Genomic DNA, 16,775 nt, shown 5'->3' with positions numbered 1-16,775 from the left:
TTGATGGGTAAAATATTATTGATATTAATATAGAAAGGAAGATTATAGTATGGAAGCTCATGTAGATAAAGATACTTGTATTGGATGTGGATTATGTACATCAATTTGTGAATCAATTTTTGAAATGGATGATGATGGGAAGGCTGTAGCTAAAAATCCTGATGTTCCTAGTGAATTAGAAGATGAAGCTAAGGATGCAGAAGCTAGTTGTCCAGTAAATGCAATAAGCGTATCATAATAAAAAGATGCTTGATATCAAGCATCTTTTTATTATTAAAAAAAATCTACTATTTTATCTTGAGTCATTTTAGGCTTATTACTAGTGCTACAGCTCAAGTTATTAGAATCAATATTAACTATTGCACCAACACTTAAATAATCACTTACTTGAGTAAGTGGAACTTTAACAACAGTATCATCATCTAAAGCCACAAAAGCTTCAAAATAATTATAGTCAATAATTTTACCTTTCAAAATAACACCACCTAAATATTAATAATGTTATTTTGTGCAAAATCAAAGAATATAATACAAGAAGTAAACTATTTATAAAGGTCCTTATAAATTATTTTAAATACCTTTAATGCTTCTTCTATCTTAGGTTTTAAAAGGTTCTTCCTAGATTCATATTCTTCTTTTCCCTTTTGAGTTAAGGAATAAACTTTTTGAAATTTCTTTTTAGGATCATCCCATTCACCAATTACATATTCATCTTTTTCTAGTTTTTTTAGTAAAGGATAAATACCACCAGTACTAGGAAGCCAAAGTCCGTTTGTACGCTCACCTATCTTATTTGCAATGTCATTTCCATTTGAAGGACCAATGCTAAGTATATGAAGAACATATATAGGTAATAGTCCTTTAGTAAATACTTGACCAACGGATTCCTTTTCCTTTTGAATTTTTTTTAATTCTGAAAGTTTTCTTTTGTATTCTTCATGGAGTCTTTTTTCTTCCTCTTTTATATCTTCTATACTGCTTAGGTGAAGGTTGTAATTATCCATATTAATTAACCTTTTGAATTGCTAGTCCAAGTAACCCTGGTCCTCCATGTACTCCTAAAGCAGGGCTTATTTGAGAGATATCAAGACTAACTATGTTTTCTAAGCCCTTTAGAGATTCCATGAAATTTTTGGCTTCTTCTAGAGCTCCACCTTGAAGTACCCAAACTTTACAAGGTCCTAAAGCAAGTTCATCCTTTAATATATTTGTAAGCTTTAATATTGATTGTTTTCTTCCTCTAGCTTTACATACAGTATAGTAGATACCTTCTTCATCAACAGTTACAATAGGTTTTAAATTCAACATTTCTCCTATTGTACCAGATATCTTTCCTATTCTTCCGCCTCTTTTTAAGTATTCTAATGTATTTATCGTAAAGTATCCAGTAATACGTTTTCTTATTTTTGGAATTTCAGATACTATTTCTTCAAATGTTTTTCCGTCATTAATTAAATTAGCTACTTCTAATGCAACAATACCCTCAGGCATAGCTAAAATTTTTGTATCAAATACATAAGATGTTAGCTTAGGATGATCCTCTAGTGCTAATCTTATTGAGTTAAAAGTTCCTGATAGGCCGCTAGAAATAGTTACAGCAATAACATGGGTATATCCTTCATTTTCTAATGAAACTAAAATTTCTTCCATATTTTCTGCACTAGGTAAAGAGGTTTTAGGAACTTCTTTTTCTAAGTTATTGTAAATTTCGTCAGCAGATATATCTATCTTATCTCTATATTCTTTATGAGAATAAGCAATTCTAAGTGGAAGTAAATGAATATTTTTTTCTTTAAGTGTCTCAAGAGATAAATCACACGCGCTATCAACTATTAATGCTATTTTTTGCATAAAAATCCTCCTAATATCAAATCATTTAATATAATTCTATCATCTCAAAATCTTCAAAATCTATACATTTTTATTATATCATAGCAAATGTATATATCAATACTGATAATTAAAAACTATATCACTATTGATATAGTTTTGTTAAGAGAAATTTTTATTTGTCAACTTTAGATAAGTATAAAAAGAAGTAAATATAGAAGAAAATACCACGTATTGGAAGTATATCTATTGAAATCTAGTTATATTATAATTTGAAATGAATATTTTTAGAGCGTATAATGAATACTATAATAAATACAATATATTGTGTAACGGGGGTAGTTTAAGTGCTATATGTAGTAAAAAGAGATGGGAGAGAAGTTTCCTTCAATTCAGTGAAAATAGCTACGGCAATAAGAAAAGCAGGGGATGAAATAGGGGAAAAGCTTAAGGAAGTTGAATTATTAGATATTGTAAAAAAGGTAATAAATTATATTGAAGAAACAGGCAATGAAAAGATAACAGTTGAAGAAATTCAGAACTTAGTTGAAAAATCTTTAATTGATAGTAATTATAGAAATATAAAAATTGCATATTCGAGCTATAGAAAAGAGAGAACTAAGGTTAGAGAAATAAAATCAGATTTAATGAGGGCTATTGAACAGATAGGTATAGAAACTGATAGGGATAATGCTAATGTTGGAAATAATTTTAGTTCTAAATTATTAAGAATAGCATCAGAGTCTAATAAGTGGCATAACTTAGCTATGATGCCAAAACATCTAGCAAAAGCACATGAAAATGGAGATTTATATTATCATGATTTAGATAGCTATAATCTAACCATTAATTGTTTACACATACCGACAAAAGAAATATTAGAACGAGGATTTAATACAGGTTATGGAACTATTAAAGTCCCTAAAAGGATAGAAACAGCGGCGGAACTTTCTTGTATATTACTTCAATCAAGTCAAAATGATATGTTTGGAGGGCAGTCACATCCTGACTTTGATAATGATATGGCTGTATTTGTTGATCTTACAAGAAAAGAAATAAAGTTAGAATTAGAAGAGCTTGGATTAGATAAGGATAAGATAGAAAAATTAGCAGAAGAAAGATTAAAAAAGAAGATACATCAAGCAATGCAAGGTGTTGTTTATAATTTGAATACAATGCATTCTAGGGCAGGCTCACAGGTTCCTTTTAGTTCTATAAATCTAGGGATACCAAATTCAGAGGATGCAGCATTAATATGTGAGATATTCTTATTAGAATATGAGAAGGGATTAGGCAAGGGTGAACAACCAATATTCCCTAATATAATATTTAGAGTTAAAGAGGGAATAAATAGAGAGCCAGAAGATAAATATCATTATTTATATCAATTAGCATGCAGAGTTGCAGCTAAGAGGATGAATCCTACATTTATGAATATAGATGCTGATTTTAACAAGGAATATTATGATATGGGATATATGCCAGCAACTATGGGGTGTAGAACTTATTTAATGAAAAATATTAATGGAGAACCAGGATGCAAGGGAAGAGGTAATATTGCTCCAGTGACAATGAATTTACCTAGAATAGGAATTCAAGCAAAAGGAAATATTAATGATTTCTTTGATATCTTAGATAAAAGATTAGAGTTAGCAAAGGAATCATTACTTTATAGATATGACGTATTAAAGAAACTTAAGGTTAAGGATTTACCTTTTGTTGCAGGGCAAGGCTTACTTAAGGGGTCTGAAGGTCTATCTCAAGAGGATTCTATAGAACCTATATTAAAGCAAGGAACTTGGGGGATAGGATTTATTGGGCTTGCAGAAACTTTAATTGCATTAACTGGCCATCATCATGGAGAAGATGATGAAGCTAGAAAGTTAGGATTTAAGATTGTTAGTCATATAAGAAGTTTCATTGATAGAGCAACAGAAGAAACAAAATTAAATTGGAGTTGTTATGCTACACCAGCAGAAGGACTTTCTGGAAAATTTATAAAGAAAGATAAAAAATCATTTGGAATTATTAAAGGTGTAACTGATAAAGATTATTATACTAATAGTTTCCATATACCAGTTAAATATCCTATATCAATAAAAGATAAAATTGACATTGAAGCTCCTTATCATAAGCTATGTAACGCTGGACATATAAGTTATATAGAAGTAGATGATACTCCATCAGGAGAATCAATAATGGATATATTAAATTATGCATATAAGTGCACAAATATAAGTTACTTAGGAATAAACTTTCATATAAGATATTGTAAGAGTTGCGGAAATTATTTAAATAGTAGTGAGAGAAAGTGTCCAGATTGCGGAAGTGAGGATATTCAAGGGGTTTCAAGAGTGACTGGATATTTAAGTCTTGATGAAAGGTTTGGACCTGGTAAGTTTGAAGAAAGAGCAGATAGGATATCTCATTCTGGAAGTAAAAAAAATAATTATAGAGTTTTATAGAAGTTTATAATTATTAAAAAAAGTAGGGTTTTTAAATAACCCTATTTTTTTTTATGTTTTAAATAAATGCAAGATTTTTTATTTTTATTGCAATTTATTGTATTTATTTAGGCTATTAAAATATAATGAGCATAAAATTTGAAATAATTTTCTTAAAACTTGCAATTTTTATAATAATTAACCTTGTTTTACTTGTTTGAAGCTAGTGGATATGATAAAATGATTATTAATAATTTTCAAAAAATTATGAATTATTATCTGAAGTTGGGGTTAATTAATTAGCAATAAGTAATAAGTAAAATTAAAGGGGGAAGCTTATGTCTGTTAAAAATTTAAATAATGGCAAAGAAGTCTTTATTGTAGATACTACTTTAAGAGACGGAGAGCAAACAGCAGGAGTGGTTTTTGCAAATGAAGAAAAAATTGAAATAGCATCTATGCTAAGTGAACTTGGGGTTGATCAACTAGAAGTAGGAATTCCTACTATGGGTGGAGATGAAAAAGAAGCCATAAAACAAATTGTAAAAAGAAATCAAAAATCAAGTATTATGGCTTGGAATAGGGCAGTTATAAGAGATATACAAGAGTCAATAGATTGTGGAGTAGATGCAGTGGCAATATCAATATCAGTTTCTGACATTCATATACAGCATAAACTTAAAACTTCTAGGGAATGGGTTTTAGACAATATGGTGAAATCCGTAGAGTTTGCAAAGAAAAATGGTTTGTATGTATCTGTAAATGGAGAAGATGCTTCAAGGGCTGATAGAGAATTTTTGATTCAATTTATAGAAGCTGCAAAACAAGCAGGTGCAGATAGGTTTAGATATTGTGATACAGTAGGAATAATGGAGCCATTTAAAATCAAAGAAGATATAAAATATCTATGTTCTCAAACAAATTTTGATATAGAAATGCATACTCATAATGATTTTGGAATGGCAACTGCAAATGCTATTGCAGGAATCATGGGCGGGGCATCTCATGTTGGGGTGACTGTTAATGGTTTAGGAGAAAGAGCAGGAAATGCCGCATTAGAAGAAGTTTTAATGGCATTAATGTTTGTATATAACTATGAAGGTAATATAAATACTACTATGTTTAGGGAAGTTTCAGAATATGTATCCAGAGCATCAGGTAGAATATTACCGTCATGGAAAGCTATTGTAGGAGATAACATGTTTGCGCATGAGTCAGGAATACATGCGGATGGGGCAATAAAAAATCCTAAAAATTATGAAGCTTTTGATCCTGGAATAGTTGGGTTAGAAAGGCAAATAGTTATAGGAAAACATTCTGGTAAGGCTGGAATTATAAATAAATTTAGAGAGTATGGAATAGAGTTAGATACTAATTCAGCACAAGATATATTAGAAATGGTACGAGCTACTTCAGTAAGATTAAAGAGAAGTTTATTCGATAAAGAACTTGTTAAAATATATAAAGAGTACTTGAGGATAAATGAAGAGAAAGTTAATTAAATAAAAGGGGGCAATAAATTAATGGGGGACAACTTAGTTTACAAGATACTAAAAAATCACTTGATTGAAGGTAGCGTAGGAGTTGGCAGGGAAATAGGAATTAAAATAGATAGAACATTAACACAAGACTCTACAGGAACAATGGCGTATTTGCAACTAGAAGCAATGGGAATAGATAGAGTTAAAACAAAGAAGTCTGTAGCATTTATAGACCATAATATGCTTCAACAAGGATTTGAAAATGCTGATGACCATAAATTCATACAAACGGTGGCATCAAAATATGGTGTTTATTTTTCAAAGCCAGGTAATGGAATATGCCATCAAGTATTTTTGGAAAGATTTTCAGTTCCTGGAGATACTCTTATAGGATCTGACAGTCATACTCCTACAGCTGGTGGAGTTGGAATGCTTGCTATGGGAGCAGGTGGATTAGATGTAGCATTAGCCATGGGGGGAGGAGCTTATTATATAACTACCCCTAAGGTATGTAAAATTAATTTAATTGGTTCATTAAAACCAAAGGTTACAGCTAAGGATATAATACTTGAAGTTCTTAGGATGATAACAGTTAAAGGTGGTGTTTCTAGAATATTTGAATATTGCGGAGATGGAGTAAAAACACTTTCAGTTCCTCAAAGAGCTACAATTACTAATATGGGAGCTGAACTTGGAGCAACTACATCTATATTCCCTAGCGATGAAAAAACACTAGAATACTTTAAAGCACAAGGGAGAGAAGAGGATTGGATAGAGTTTAAACCAGATGAAGACGCTGTATATGATGAGGAAATTACAATAAATTTAAGTGATTTAAAGCCTTTAGCAGCTAAGCCACATAGTCCAGATAATGTTGAAGAAGTAGAGTCAATCGGAAAAATAAAAATAGATCAAGTTGCTATTGGAAGTTGTACAAATTCCTCTTATGAAGATTTAATGAAGGTAGCTAGAATATTAAAGGGGAAAAAGGTGCATAAAGATGTAAGTTTAGTTATAGCACCTGGTTCTAGACAAGTTATGGAGATGATAGCTAGAAATGGAGCTTTAGGAGATATAATAAGTGCAGGAGCAAGAATATTAGAAAATTCTTGTGGACCATGCATAGGAATGGGGCAAGCTCCTGGAACGGATGGAGTATCATTAAGAACCTTTAATAGGAACTTTTATGGAAGAAGTGGAACACTATCTGCTAAAGTATATTTAGTAAGCCCTGAAACAGCTGCAGTTTCAGCGATAAATGGAGTTCTTACAGATCCGAGAGAAATTGATGTAGATATTAATATAGAAATGCCAAAAGAATTCCTAATAGATGATTCTATGATTATAGCTCCTGAGGAAGAGGGAGATAAAGTAGAAGTTGTAAGAGGACCTAATATAAAGCCTTTTCCTGTAAATAAAGAGTTAGGCGATAAGGTTGAAGGAAAAGTGTTAATTAAGGTTGAAGATAATATCACAACTGACCATATAATGCCATCTAATTCAAAATTATTACCATTTAGATCTAATATACCTTATCTATCAGAGTATTGTTTCAATACAGTTGATGAAGAATTTCCAAAGAGGGCTAAAGAAAACAATGGTGGAATAATAGTTGCTGGTAATAATTATGGACAAGGCTCAAGTAGAGAACATGCAGCATTGGCACCTTTATATTTAGGAGTAAAAGCTGTAATTGCTAAATCTTTTGCAAGAATTCATAAGGCAAACCTTATAAATAATGGAATTATACCAATGGAATTTGAAGCAGAAGTAGATTATGATAAGGTAGGAATTTTAGATGAGCTTTTAATAAGTGATATTAAAAGAGCTTTAGTTGATGGTAAAGCTAGAATAAAGGATATAACCAATGGAACTAGCTTTAATGTATATATTAACTTAACTAAAAAGGAGATTGATGTAATAAAGGCTGGCGGAAGGTTAAATTATGTTAAGATAAATGGATAATAATAAAATGAATAGACAATAATAAAATGAATGGCATGCAAAATTTAATTGTTTTGTATGCCATTTTTTATATTTAATAGGATATAATAAAGGTAAAAGTGTATAACATAGGGGGAATTATGAAAAGTAAGGGAAAAAGAATCATTTTATTAATGGCTATGGTTATTATAGTGACAGTAGGGGTATTTTTTATTCCTAGAGTTGAAGTGTTATTAAATAACTTTAATAACAAAGCTGTAGAGGATACTGACAATATAAGCCCTGATGAATATTTAAATGAAGATATAGAAAATATAGAAGTAAAAGATAATGATATAAAAACCATAGAAATAGTTGCTACAGGGGATTTTTTAATACATAAGGAGATACTGGAAACTCAATATAATGAAGAAAATAATACATATGATTTCAAAAATACTATTCAATATGTAAAAGATTATTTAAATAGTGCAGACTTAACTATTGCGAATTTAGAAGGAACACTTTCTGGTATAGAGAATTATGGATATTCAGGGTATCCAAGCTTTAATGCTCCAGATGAATTAGCAGATGCTATGAAGTGGGCTGGAGTAGATGTTGTTAATAATATGAATAATCATTCTTTAGATAGAGATGTACGAGGGTTTAATAGAACTAGAAGTATTCTTAAAGAAAAAAATTTTGATATAATAGGAACAAGAGAGAGTACGAATGATAATAGGTATGTAATAAAGGATGTTAATGGAATTAAGGTTGGTATAATATCATATAGTTATTCAATGACTGCTGAAGGTGGAGCAAGGGGATTAAATGGTACAACTATACCAGAAGAACTTTATCCATTAATGAATACATTTAGAGAAGATACATTAGATTTAGATCTTCAAGAAATGAAAGAGCAGATACTTGATATGAGAAATAATGGAGCGGAAGTTATTATTTTTTATATGCATTGGGGAGAAGAATATGAATTAGAACCAAATAGCACACAGATAAATATGGCTAAATTTCTAGCAAATCAAAATGTAGATATAATATTTGGGACACATCCACATTCATTACAACCTATAGATATTATTAAATCAGAAGATGGGCTTAACGAAACAGCTGTAATTTATTCAATGGGTAATTTTTTATCAAGTCAAAGAACTGAGAGAATACAAAATCCATATACAGAAGATGGAATTATTGTATCAGTAAAATTAAAAAAGAACATCAATACAAATGAGATTGAAGTTGAGTATCCAACATATATACCGACTTGGGTTAATTGGTATGAAAAGGACGAAAAATTATTTTATGAAGTTGTTCCTGCTACTATTAATGATGCAGATTACTTAACTGAAGAAGGAAAAGGTAGATTGATTGAGTCATTAAATAGAACTAAAGGAATAATAGAAAAATATAATGATAAAATTAAAATAAGAGATTAATTTAAATAAAGGAGTAATTTAAAAATAAAAGGGGATGTAGTCATAGATGAAAGATACTATAAGACTTTCAGGGATAGCTTATGAAAGTTTAGTTAATGGTCCAGGAATAAGAAGAGTATTTTTTTCTCAAGGATGCAAACATAACTGCGAAGGATGTTTTAATCCGGATACACATGATTTTAATGGTGGAGAAGAACGTAATATAGATGAACTAATTAAAGATGTAGTAAAAAATCCTATGATTAAAGGAGTTACTTTTAGTGGAGGAGATCCTTTTGAAAGAGCAGAAGAGTTTGCATATATGGCAAAAAGTTTTAAAGAAAATAAATTAAATGTATGGAGTTATACAGGATATACTTTTGAAGAAATATTAATTAATTTAGATAAAAGAAATGGTTGGCGAGAATTGATTAGTAATATAGATGTTTTAGTAGATGGTAAATTTGATAAAAATAAGATGAAGGATGGTTTGAGATTCAGAGGGTCAACCAATCAAAGGATAATAGATGTAAAAAGAACTTTGCAAGAAAAAAAAATATGTGAATTAGAGTATTAGTTATATTTTGCGAATATAAAGGCGAAGGTAAATAGATATGTTCCATAAGCTAATAGTTGCGCAAAGAAGTACTAGGTTCAGAAAAACTACTATGCCAAGAGTTTTGGTTAACTCGCTATGCTCAAACAAACCAACAACACTAAGGCATAGTAGCTTCTCCTTCACCAAGTACTTCTAATCGCTCGCTATAAGCTTATTTCTCATATTCTATTTATCTTCGCCAATTTATATTTATAATTTATAATACTAAGTTAAAGAGTTGAGGAAAAAAACTTACGGATTTTGTATAAAAGATGCTTTGCACTTATTGTTTTTAATCTTGCAGAATAAAACAACATTAACATTTCACTCTTTCACGCTTAAATTTTCACTAAATAAATTGCTTCGCAAAATACAACAATAGTGTTATAATAAATAAAAAAAATATACATATAGTATTCGTATATGCTTGAAGATATGGTTCAAGTGTCTCTACTAGGAAACCGTAAATATCCTAACTACGAAGATTCGATTATCGCCATGTAATTTGCTTTGGCCTTATTACTTGAATTATAAAAAAAAAGAAGACAAGCTTTTTAAGAATACTATAGAAAAGTAATAAAGGGGATAGTTATATGGAAAAGTTAAAAGAAAAAATAATTACTGAAGGAAAAGTAAGAGAAGGAAATATATTAAAGGTTGATTGTTTTTTGAATCATCAAATGGATATAAAGTTTTTAAATGAAGTAGGAGAAGCTTTCAGAGAAAGATTTAATGGTGAAAGAATAGATAAAATACTTACAATTGAAGCATCAGGAATTGGGATAGCAGCTATAGCTTCTCAATATTTTAATTATGCTCCAGTAGTTTTTGCAAAGAAAACAGAAAGCTTAAATCTTGATAAAGATGTATATGAATCAGAAGTGCATTCATTTACTAAGAAAAAGACATACAAAGTTAGAGTTGGAAAACAGTTTTTAAATGAAGGCGAAAACATATTAATTATAGATGACTTTTTAGCAATGGGTTGTGCAGCTAAGGGAATGATTGATATAGTTAAACAATCAGGTGCTAATTTAGTTGGAGTGGGAATAGTTATAGAAAAAGGATTCCAAGAAGGCAGAAGTATTTTAGAAAGTATGGGAGCTAGAGTCGAGTCATTAGCTATAATTGATAAATTTGAAGATAATAAGGTAGTATTTAGATAATTAAAAAATTAAGAAATTAAAGAATGAAAGAATTAGTGAAGAAACTCAACCTATGTTGAGTTTCTATTATTTATATAAAGGAAAGAATCTCAAGCAAATGCTTGAGATTCCACTATAATTCTATAATTTTTTACTCTTTCATTTTTCACTATTTACTAAGGTAGTATTCCATAACATTTCTTACCTTAGGTACAGTAACATGACTACTACCTCTACCTTTAACATCTTCTACAATCATAACTAAAGAAATTTTAGCTGTATCTGGATCTACAGATACAAACCAGCCATTTTCGGTTCCAGTAGTATCATCTTGGGTCTTCTTAATTTCAGCAGAACCTGTTTTACCTGCAACTCTAAAGCCAGGGACAGCTCCATCTGGAATAGTTGAACCAGAATCATTGATTAATGCAGTAAAAGAATCTATTAATGTTGGTAAGTATTCTTGTGCTATAGCACCTTGTTTCCAAACCTTTGCATCAGTATTTTCACTTATTACTAATCTTGGCTGCATTATATTTCCGCCATTTGCTAAGGCACTATAAGATAAAGCTACATTTAATGGAGTAACCATAAGTTCACCTTGTCCATATCCGGTATCTGCTAGTAGAATTTCCCTGTTTAGATTTCCATCATTAGAAATTTGAGATTCTTGCATAGGATACTCAAAGTTTAACTCTTCTCCGATTCCGAAATTTTTAATTCCATTTATAAACTTCTCACTACCTAGTTCTAGGGCCACTTGTCCGAAGTAAATATTATCTGAATGATTAACTGCATCTTTTAGATTTACAGCTTTTCCTGGATCAGTTACTCTAGTTATTTTAAAATCTCCCCAAGAACTATCTTTTTGCCAACCTAAGCCGCTAATATCTCTTGTTGCATTAGGATCTATAACACCATTTTGTAACCCTATTGCAGAAGTTAAAAGCTTCATAGTTGATCCAGGAGAATATGTTTTGTTAAATCTATTTATTTCATCAGCATTATTTGTTTCTTCCCATTTTGCTTTTTGAGTTTTAGTTACATAAGTTGTAAACACATTTGAGTCAAATGAAGGGGCACTCACCATAGCTAGTACCTCACCGGTTTTAGGATTAACAGCAGTAGCAGCTCCCTTTTCACCAGTCATTTCACTATATATCTTACTTTGTAGTTCAGAGTCTATAGATATTTTTATATTCTTTCCATCTTCGCCATCTTTTTTTGCAATAGTTATTTTTTCTTCCCCACGTTCGATATATATTTCAGCTGAATCTCTACTCCTCAATGTATCTTCATAAACTTGTTCTAAGCCAGCTTTACCTATAAGGCTTGTATCATGATAGTCTTTATCTTTATTAGCTTCAAGTTCCTCAGCTGTTATACTTCCTATATAACCTATTAATCTTCCAAAAGCTTCACCACCGACATATACTCTACCAGGTTTAGGTTGAATTAGAATTCCTTCTCCTTTTCTATTAGCTAACCTTGGAACTTTAGAGTCATTTTGTAATATATCAACCAATGGAATAAATTGCTCAGGATTAGTGTTTGCTTCAAGTTTTGTTTTTATGTTTTCTTCACTAATATCAAGAATACTAGCTATTTCAGCGATTTTAGAATCTATATCTGACAAATTAAACTTAGCAGGATATAAGCCTATAGTATCAATAGTCCCGTCTTGCGCTAATGGATTACCATCTTTATCAAATATACTTCCTCTTTTAGATGGAATAGTACTTACTCTTATTTTATCATCCTTAGTCATTTGAGGGAAAATTAAGCTTTCATCCCATTTTACTTTATATTCTTTATCTTCCTTAACTAATGTTAATTTATAATCTGCAAGAGTAACATCACCTGCTATAGTATTCATACTTAATTTAAAGGGAACAATAATTTGATTATCAGCTTTTTCTTTATCACCAGAAACCTCTAAGGATAAATTATTAGCATTTATTGCAGAAAATATATTAGAATATCGTGTAGTAAAATCTTCTTCTGATATAGTTGATTTTGAATCATTTGTTAGCATTTGATACATACCTACATAGTCACTTTGAATCCATTTTTCAGTGTAGTTATCATAAGCCTTTTGAGCTTTATCCATTTTTGAACATCCACTGATTAATAGTATAAATGACAATAATATTGTAGGAATTATGATTATCCTCTTAATTTTCATATTCTCATCTACCTTCATAAATTATTATATTTACTATTAATTATATCATTTAAATTAATAGGTTTACATAATTTTGTATATTTTATATGAATAAATTAATGATATGTTTAGCTCATAACCTTATTGGATTTAACAGTAAGTTGCAAAAAAGAGTAATCTATTAAGAAAAGAAATTATTATAGTAAAATACTTTAGGAAGGCGGTCTATATTATAAGATATTTGAACTCTTAAGATAATTTATAAAATAAAAAAGCGCCGAAGCGCTTTATAAATAAATGGGGGATGGGACCTGTATTAAACAGGTTTTGTATCTACATTAGTATTATTTACAGAAATAAAATTTTTATACAATAAAATAAAAAATTATTTAAATAAAATATTTTTTCAAACAAATAATAATTATTATCCATTGAATAGCTTTTATAATAGTGGTATTATGATTAAAAGATAGTTTTAGACGAGGTGATTAAATGAAGGTATCATATAGGGGCTTTACATGCTCTCAAGGAGATGTAAAAGTATTTTATTTATTTGAGAACAATATTAACTTACCAAAAGAAGAGATAAATAAACACGTTGTTTTAGCACAAAGTAGAAATTTATTTAATGGTAAAGAAGGAGAATTATATACATTTACAATAGATTCTAATGATTCAATTCAAACAATTATACTAGTAGGTTTAGGAAAAGAGGAAGAATTTACTGTTGATGTAGTTAGAAAAGCAACTGCAAAAGCCATTAAAAAAGCTAAGGAATTAAAAGTGAACTCAGTGTTCTTAAGACTTCCAAAGACTGAAACAATAGAAATTGAAGAATTAATTAAAAATGCAGAAATTGCAGCATTTTTATCAGAATATACATTCAACAAATATAAGTCTGATGTAAAAGAAGAAAATGAATTAGAAGTATCAATTGGAAGATGCGGAATTAAGGAAGCAACTCCAGAAATATTATCTGCAATTGAAGAGGGCAGAGAAATAGCAAATGGTATTATAGTTGCTAGAAATTTAGTAAATGAACCATCAAATGTAATTTATCCAGAAACTTTGGCTAATAAAGCTGTTGAAGTTGGAGCAGAAAGTGGATTTGAAGTTGAAGTTCATGGAGTAGAAAAAATTAAAGAATTAAACATGGAAGCTTTCTATAATGTAGCTAAGGGATCTTCAAAGGAACCTAAGCTTATAGTTATGAGATACTTTGGAGATAAGGATAATAAAGATAATGTTCTTGGTTTAGTAGGAAAAGGCTTAACTTATGATTCAGGTGGATATTCAATAAAGCCAACTGATGGTATGCTAGATATGAAATCAGATATGGGTGGAGCAGCGTCTGTAATTGGAGCTATGTCAATTATTGCAAAAAGAGGTTTAAAGCTTAATGTAGTAGCAGTAGTAGCAGCTTGTGAAAACTTAATATCTGGAGATGCGTATAAACCAGGTGAAGTAATTGGATCTATGGCTGGTAAGACTATAGAAGTTGTTAATACAGATGCTGAAGGAAGATTAACTTTAGTAGATGCTGTTCATTATATAATAACTGAAGAAAAGGTTAATGAAGTTATAGATTTAGCTACATTAACAGGAGCAGCTTTAGTTGCACTAGGAGAAACTACAACAGCTGTAGTTACAAATAATGATAAGTTCTTTGATGAATTAAAATCAGCTTCAGAATATACTGGAGAAAAGATGTGGCAATTACCTGCATTTGATGATTATAAGAAATTAATTAAATCTGACATAGCAGATTTAAAAAATAGTGGTGGAAGATTTGCAGGTACAATAACTGCTGGATTATTTATTGAAGCATTCGTACAAGATAAGCCTTGGTTACATTTAGACATAGCTGGAACAGCTTGGGCTTCAGGTAATAGTGACTTATGTGTAAAGGGTGGAACAGGTGCTCCAGTTCACACATTATATGAATTAGCAAAGAGAAGAAGTAAATAATCACAATAAGATAAAATATAGATTTTTATAATCTTGACTAATCCTATAAAGTATACTTTTTTAGTAGTACTTTATAGGATTTTTTTATAATAAACTAAAGAATAAGATACAATATAAATAAAGTTATGAAGAAAGAAAGTGCTCGAGTATGTATAGCGAAAACAAGAATGCTACCAGTAATAAAACTTTAATTAATATTATGTATTATTTTGAATCATTAGTTTTAAATTCTATAAATAAGAAATTAAAAGAGGAAAATAAATTATCTTTAAATAAAAATATTAAAGTAGGAAAGTTTTCGGCTATTAATGCAATTATACCCGAGGGTATAGATGGACTAAGTGGAGAGACGATTATAGAAGTAATATTGCATAAAAATAGAAAGGATTACTTTAGAGTAGATAAGGAACTTATTGAAAAGTTAAAAAATTCAATAAAAAGTTCAAAATTATCTATAAAAAGTATATTGTTTGTATTTGGAAGTGAATTTACACAAGAAGAAGTGTCTACGTTAGAGAAGATATATGGAGAAAAAATAGATTATAAGGTCAAAGTATGGGGGTTAGATGAATTATGTAAAATTGACAATAAGTTTAATAATTTTAGAAATGGGGATTTTTCAAAGATAGTTGAGTTTTTATTAAGCAACTTAGTAAGTGAAGCTTTAAATCAAAGTGACGATGGATGGAAGAAAATACGAGAAGAACGAATAAATGAACTTAAAAAGATATACAGTAGAGATGAATTAGTTTTATTCTTGGGGGCAGGTGTATCTAAGGAGGCTGGTATAGGAGATTGGGATGATTTAATGTCTGATTTATTAATACTTATGATAATGAAGGAGTTAGAAGAGAAAAATATTAGTATAACTTCCGAGGAAAAAGAGTTTATTATAAGGAAAATGAAAGAAACAAATAATAAATCGCCTCTATTGCAATCGGCACTTATAAAATCAGCATTGGGAGATTCCTTTGAAGAAAGTTTAGCACAATTATTATATAAGAATATTAATAATGGTAATGGAAATTCAAGTTTATTAAATAGTATTTCAAAATTATGTTTAGAAGGAAATAATGGAACTGGAATTAAAGCTATTGTTACATATAATTTTGATGACTTACTAGAGGATAACTTCAATAAATATGGTATAAAATATAACTCTTTATATAGTGAATTAGATTACTCAACTTCTGATAAACTAGGAATTTATCATGTTCATGGATTTTTACCACGGAATCCTGATAAATATGAACGATTATCAGAAGGGTTATTAGTATTTTCTGAAGATAGATACCATAGTCTATATAATGATCCATATTCTTGGACTAATATAACTCAACTAAATTTTCTAAGGGAAAATACTACATTAATGATTGGATTATCATTAACAGATCCAAATTTAAGAAGACTTCTATCTATAAGTAACAGAAAGAATAAACTTAGAAAACATTATGCAATTATGAGAAAAAAGGACTTTAGATTATCAATGGAGGATTTTAGTATAAATGAAAATATCCTTAAATCTTTTAATAATATAAACAATGAGCTTCATGAAGCAGCTTTTGAACAATTAGGAATAAATATTATATGGGTAGAAAGTTATGATGAAATCTCGGATATAATAGATAGAATTAGAGAGAATTAAATGAAAGAAGTAAGCTTTATTACATTAAAAAGGTTAATATCTTATTTATATAAAGGGGCTCGCGTTTTAAACTGATACCTATAGACTAGACACTTAAATAAAAGGGTTTATGGCTATAGGTATTTTTTATATAATTAAATAAAT

Annotated in this window: 13 protein-coding genes and 1 riboswitch; of the genes, 9 read left to right on the top strand and 4 right to left on the bottom strand. The window is 29.6% G+C overall.

Annotated features, from left to right (window positions below; all coding sequences use genetic code 11):
• The first annotated feature begins 49 nt into the window (after window positions 1–49).
• Window positions 50–238: a ferredoxin gene (locus I2A75_RS07410; RefSeq protein WP_008681536.1), complete on the top strand. Its 189-nt coding sequence runs from the start codon at window positions 50–52 to the stop codon at window positions 236–238.
• Window positions 239–273: 35 nt separating this feature from the next.
• Here the strand turns inward: I2A75_RS07410 and I2A75_RS07405 are convergent, their stop codons facing one another.
• From I2A75_RS07405 to I2A75_RS07395, 3 genes are all read right to left on the bottom strand, one after another.
• The gene (locus I2A75_RS07405) at window positions 274–474 is read right to left on the bottom strand and encodes a hypothetical protein (protein WP_195263843.1); all 201 of its coding nucleotides are present in this window, start codon (window positions 472–474) and stop codon (window positions 274–276) included.
• 68 nt (window positions 475–542) lie between these two features.
• Entirely contained in the window at window positions 543–1,004 is a 462-nt protein-coding gene (locus tag I2A75_RS07400) for a PadR family transcriptional regulator (protein WP_195263842.1), read from the bottom strand.
• A 1-nt stretch (window position 1,005) separates the two neighbouring features.
• On the bottom strand, window positions 1,006–1,851 hold the full coding sequence (locus tag I2A75_RS07395) for a DegV family protein (RefSeq protein ID WP_195263841.1): 846 nt from the start codon (window positions 1,849–1,851) through the stop codon (window positions 1,006–1,008).
• A 326-nt stretch (window positions 1,852–2,177) separates the two neighbouring features.
• Here I2A75_RS07395 and I2A75_RS07390 point away from each other — a divergent pair, with 326 nt between their 5' ends.
• The 6 genes from I2A75_RS07390 to I2A75_RS07365 all read left to right on the top strand — a co-directional run bounded on the left by I2A75_RS07390 (window position 2,178) and on the right by I2A75_RS07365 (window position 10,875).
• Complete coding sequence (locus I2A75_RS07390) at window positions 2,178–4,295, top strand: anaerobic ribonucleoside triphosphate reductase (protein ID WP_195263840.1); 2,118 nt, start codon at window positions 2,178–2,180, stop codon at window positions 4,293–4,295.
• A gap of 317 nt (window positions 4,296–4,612) precedes the next feature.
• Window positions 4,613–5,776: a homocitrate synthase gene (gene nifV, locus I2A75_RS07385; protein WP_195263839.1), complete on the top strand. Its 1,164-nt coding sequence runs from the start codon at window positions 4,613–4,615 to the stop codon at window positions 5,774–5,776.
• 21 nt (window positions 5,777–5,797) lie between these two features.
• Window positions 5,798–7,720 (top strand): aconitate hydratase, encoded by a 1,923-nt coding sequence (locus tag I2A75_RS07380; RefSeq protein WP_195263838.1) that lies wholly within the window; start codon window positions 5,798–5,800, stop codon window positions 7,718–7,720.
• 119 nt (window positions 7,721–7,839) lie between these two features.
• Complete coding sequence (locus I2A75_RS07375; protein ID WP_195263837.1) at window positions 7,840–9,132, top strand: CapA family protein; 1,293 nt, start codon at window positions 7,840–7,842, stop codon at window positions 9,130–9,132.
• Window positions 9,133–9,178: 46 nt separating this feature from the next.
• Window positions 9,179–9,688, top strand: coding sequence for an anaerobic ribonucleoside-triphosphate reductase activating protein (nrdG, locus tag I2A75_RS07370; protein ID WP_195263836.1), 510 nt, complete (start codon window positions 9,179–9,181; stop codon window positions 9,686–9,688).
• A gap of 418 nt (window positions 9,689–10,106) precedes the next feature.
• A riboswitch (purine riboswitch) is annotated at window positions 10,107–10,208 on the top strand.
• 94 nt (window positions 10,209–10,302) lie between these two features.
• On the top strand, window positions 10,303–10,875 hold the full coding sequence (locus I2A75_RS07365) for a xanthine phosphoribosyltransferase (protein ID WP_195263835.1): 573 nt from the start codon (window positions 10,303–10,305) through the stop codon (window positions 10,873–10,875).
• A gap of 148 nt (window positions 10,876–11,023) precedes the next feature.
• Here the strand turns inward: I2A75_RS07365 and I2A75_RS07360 are convergent, their stop codons facing one another.
• A complete protein-coding gene (locus I2A75_RS07360; RefSeq protein WP_243242075.1) occupies window positions 11,024–12,964 on the bottom strand; it encodes a penicillin-binding transpeptidase domain-containing protein in 1,941 nt (646 codons plus the stop codon).
• A gap of 546 nt (window positions 12,965–13,510) precedes the next feature.
• Between I2A75_RS07360 and I2A75_RS07355 the strand changes: the two genes are divergently transcribed.
• A complete protein-coding gene (locus I2A75_RS07355) occupies window positions 13,511–14,986 on the top strand; it encodes a leucyl aminopeptidase (RefSeq protein ID WP_195263833.1) in 1,476 nt (491 codons plus the stop codon).
• A 148-nt stretch (window positions 14,987–15,134) separates the two neighbouring features.
• Window positions 15,135–16,631 (top strand): SIR2 family protein, encoded by a 1,497-nt coding sequence (locus I2A75_RS07350; RefSeq protein ID WP_207733780.1) that lies wholly within the window; start codon window positions 15,135–15,137, stop codon window positions 16,629–16,631.
• Window positions 16,632–16,775: the final 144 nt, after the last annotated feature.

This window comes from Clostridium sp. 1001275B_160808_H3 (genome assembly GCF_015550425.1).
Lineage (GTDB): Bacteria > Bacillota > Clostridia > Clostridiales > Clostridiaceae > Clostridium.
The sequence above is the reverse complement of the archived record's forward strand: the minus strand, read 5'-3'. Positions and strand labels throughout refer to the sequence as shown.

What these genes read in the sequence shown, in the direction of transcription:
- I2A75_RS07410 (WP_008681536.1), top strand. Translation starts at nt 50, where the DNA reads ATGGAAGCTCATGTAGATAAAGATACTTGTATTGGATGTGGATTATGT.
- I2A75_RS07400 (WP_195263842.1), bottom strand. Translation starts at nt 1,004, where the DNA reads ATGGATAATTACAACCTTCACCTAAGCAGTATAGAAGATATAAAAGAG.
- I2A75_RS07395 (WP_195263841.1), bottom strand. Translation starts at nt 1,851, where the DNA reads ATGCAAAAAATAGCATTAATAGTTGATAGCGCGTGTGATTTATCTCTT.
- nifV (WP_195263839.1), top strand. Translation starts at nt 4,613, where the DNA reads ATGTCTGTTAAAAATTTAAATAATGGCAAAGAAGTCTTTATTGTAGAT.
- I2A75_RS07380 (WP_195263838.1), top strand. Translation starts at nt 5,798, where the DNA reads ATGGGGGACAACTTAGTTTACAAGATACTAAAAAATCACTTGATTGAA.
- I2A75_RS07375 (WP_195263837.1), top strand. Translation starts at nt 7,840, where the DNA reads ATGAAAAGTAAGGGAAAAAGAATCATTTTATTAATGGCTATGGTTATT.
- nrdG (WP_195263836.1), top strand. Translation starts at nt 9,179, where the DNA reads ATGAAAGATACTATAAGACTTTCAGGGATAGCTTATGAAAGTTTAGTT.
- I2A75_RS07365 (WP_195263835.1), top strand. Translation starts at nt 10,303, where the DNA reads ATGGAAAAGTTAAAAGAAAAAATAATTACTGAAGGAAAAGTAAGAGAA.
- I2A75_RS07360 (WP_243242075.1), bottom strand. Translation starts at nt 12,964, where the DNA reads ATGGATAAAGCTCAAAAGGCTTATGATAACTACACTGAAAAATGGATT.
- I2A75_RS07355 (WP_195263833.1), top strand. Translation starts at nt 13,511, where the DNA reads ATGAAGGTATCATATAGGGGCTTTACATGCTCTCAAGGAGATGTAAAA.
- I2A75_RS07350 (WP_207733780.1), top strand. Translation starts at nt 15,135, where the DNA reads ATGTATAGCGAAAACAAGAATGCTACCAGTAATAAAACTTTAATTAAT.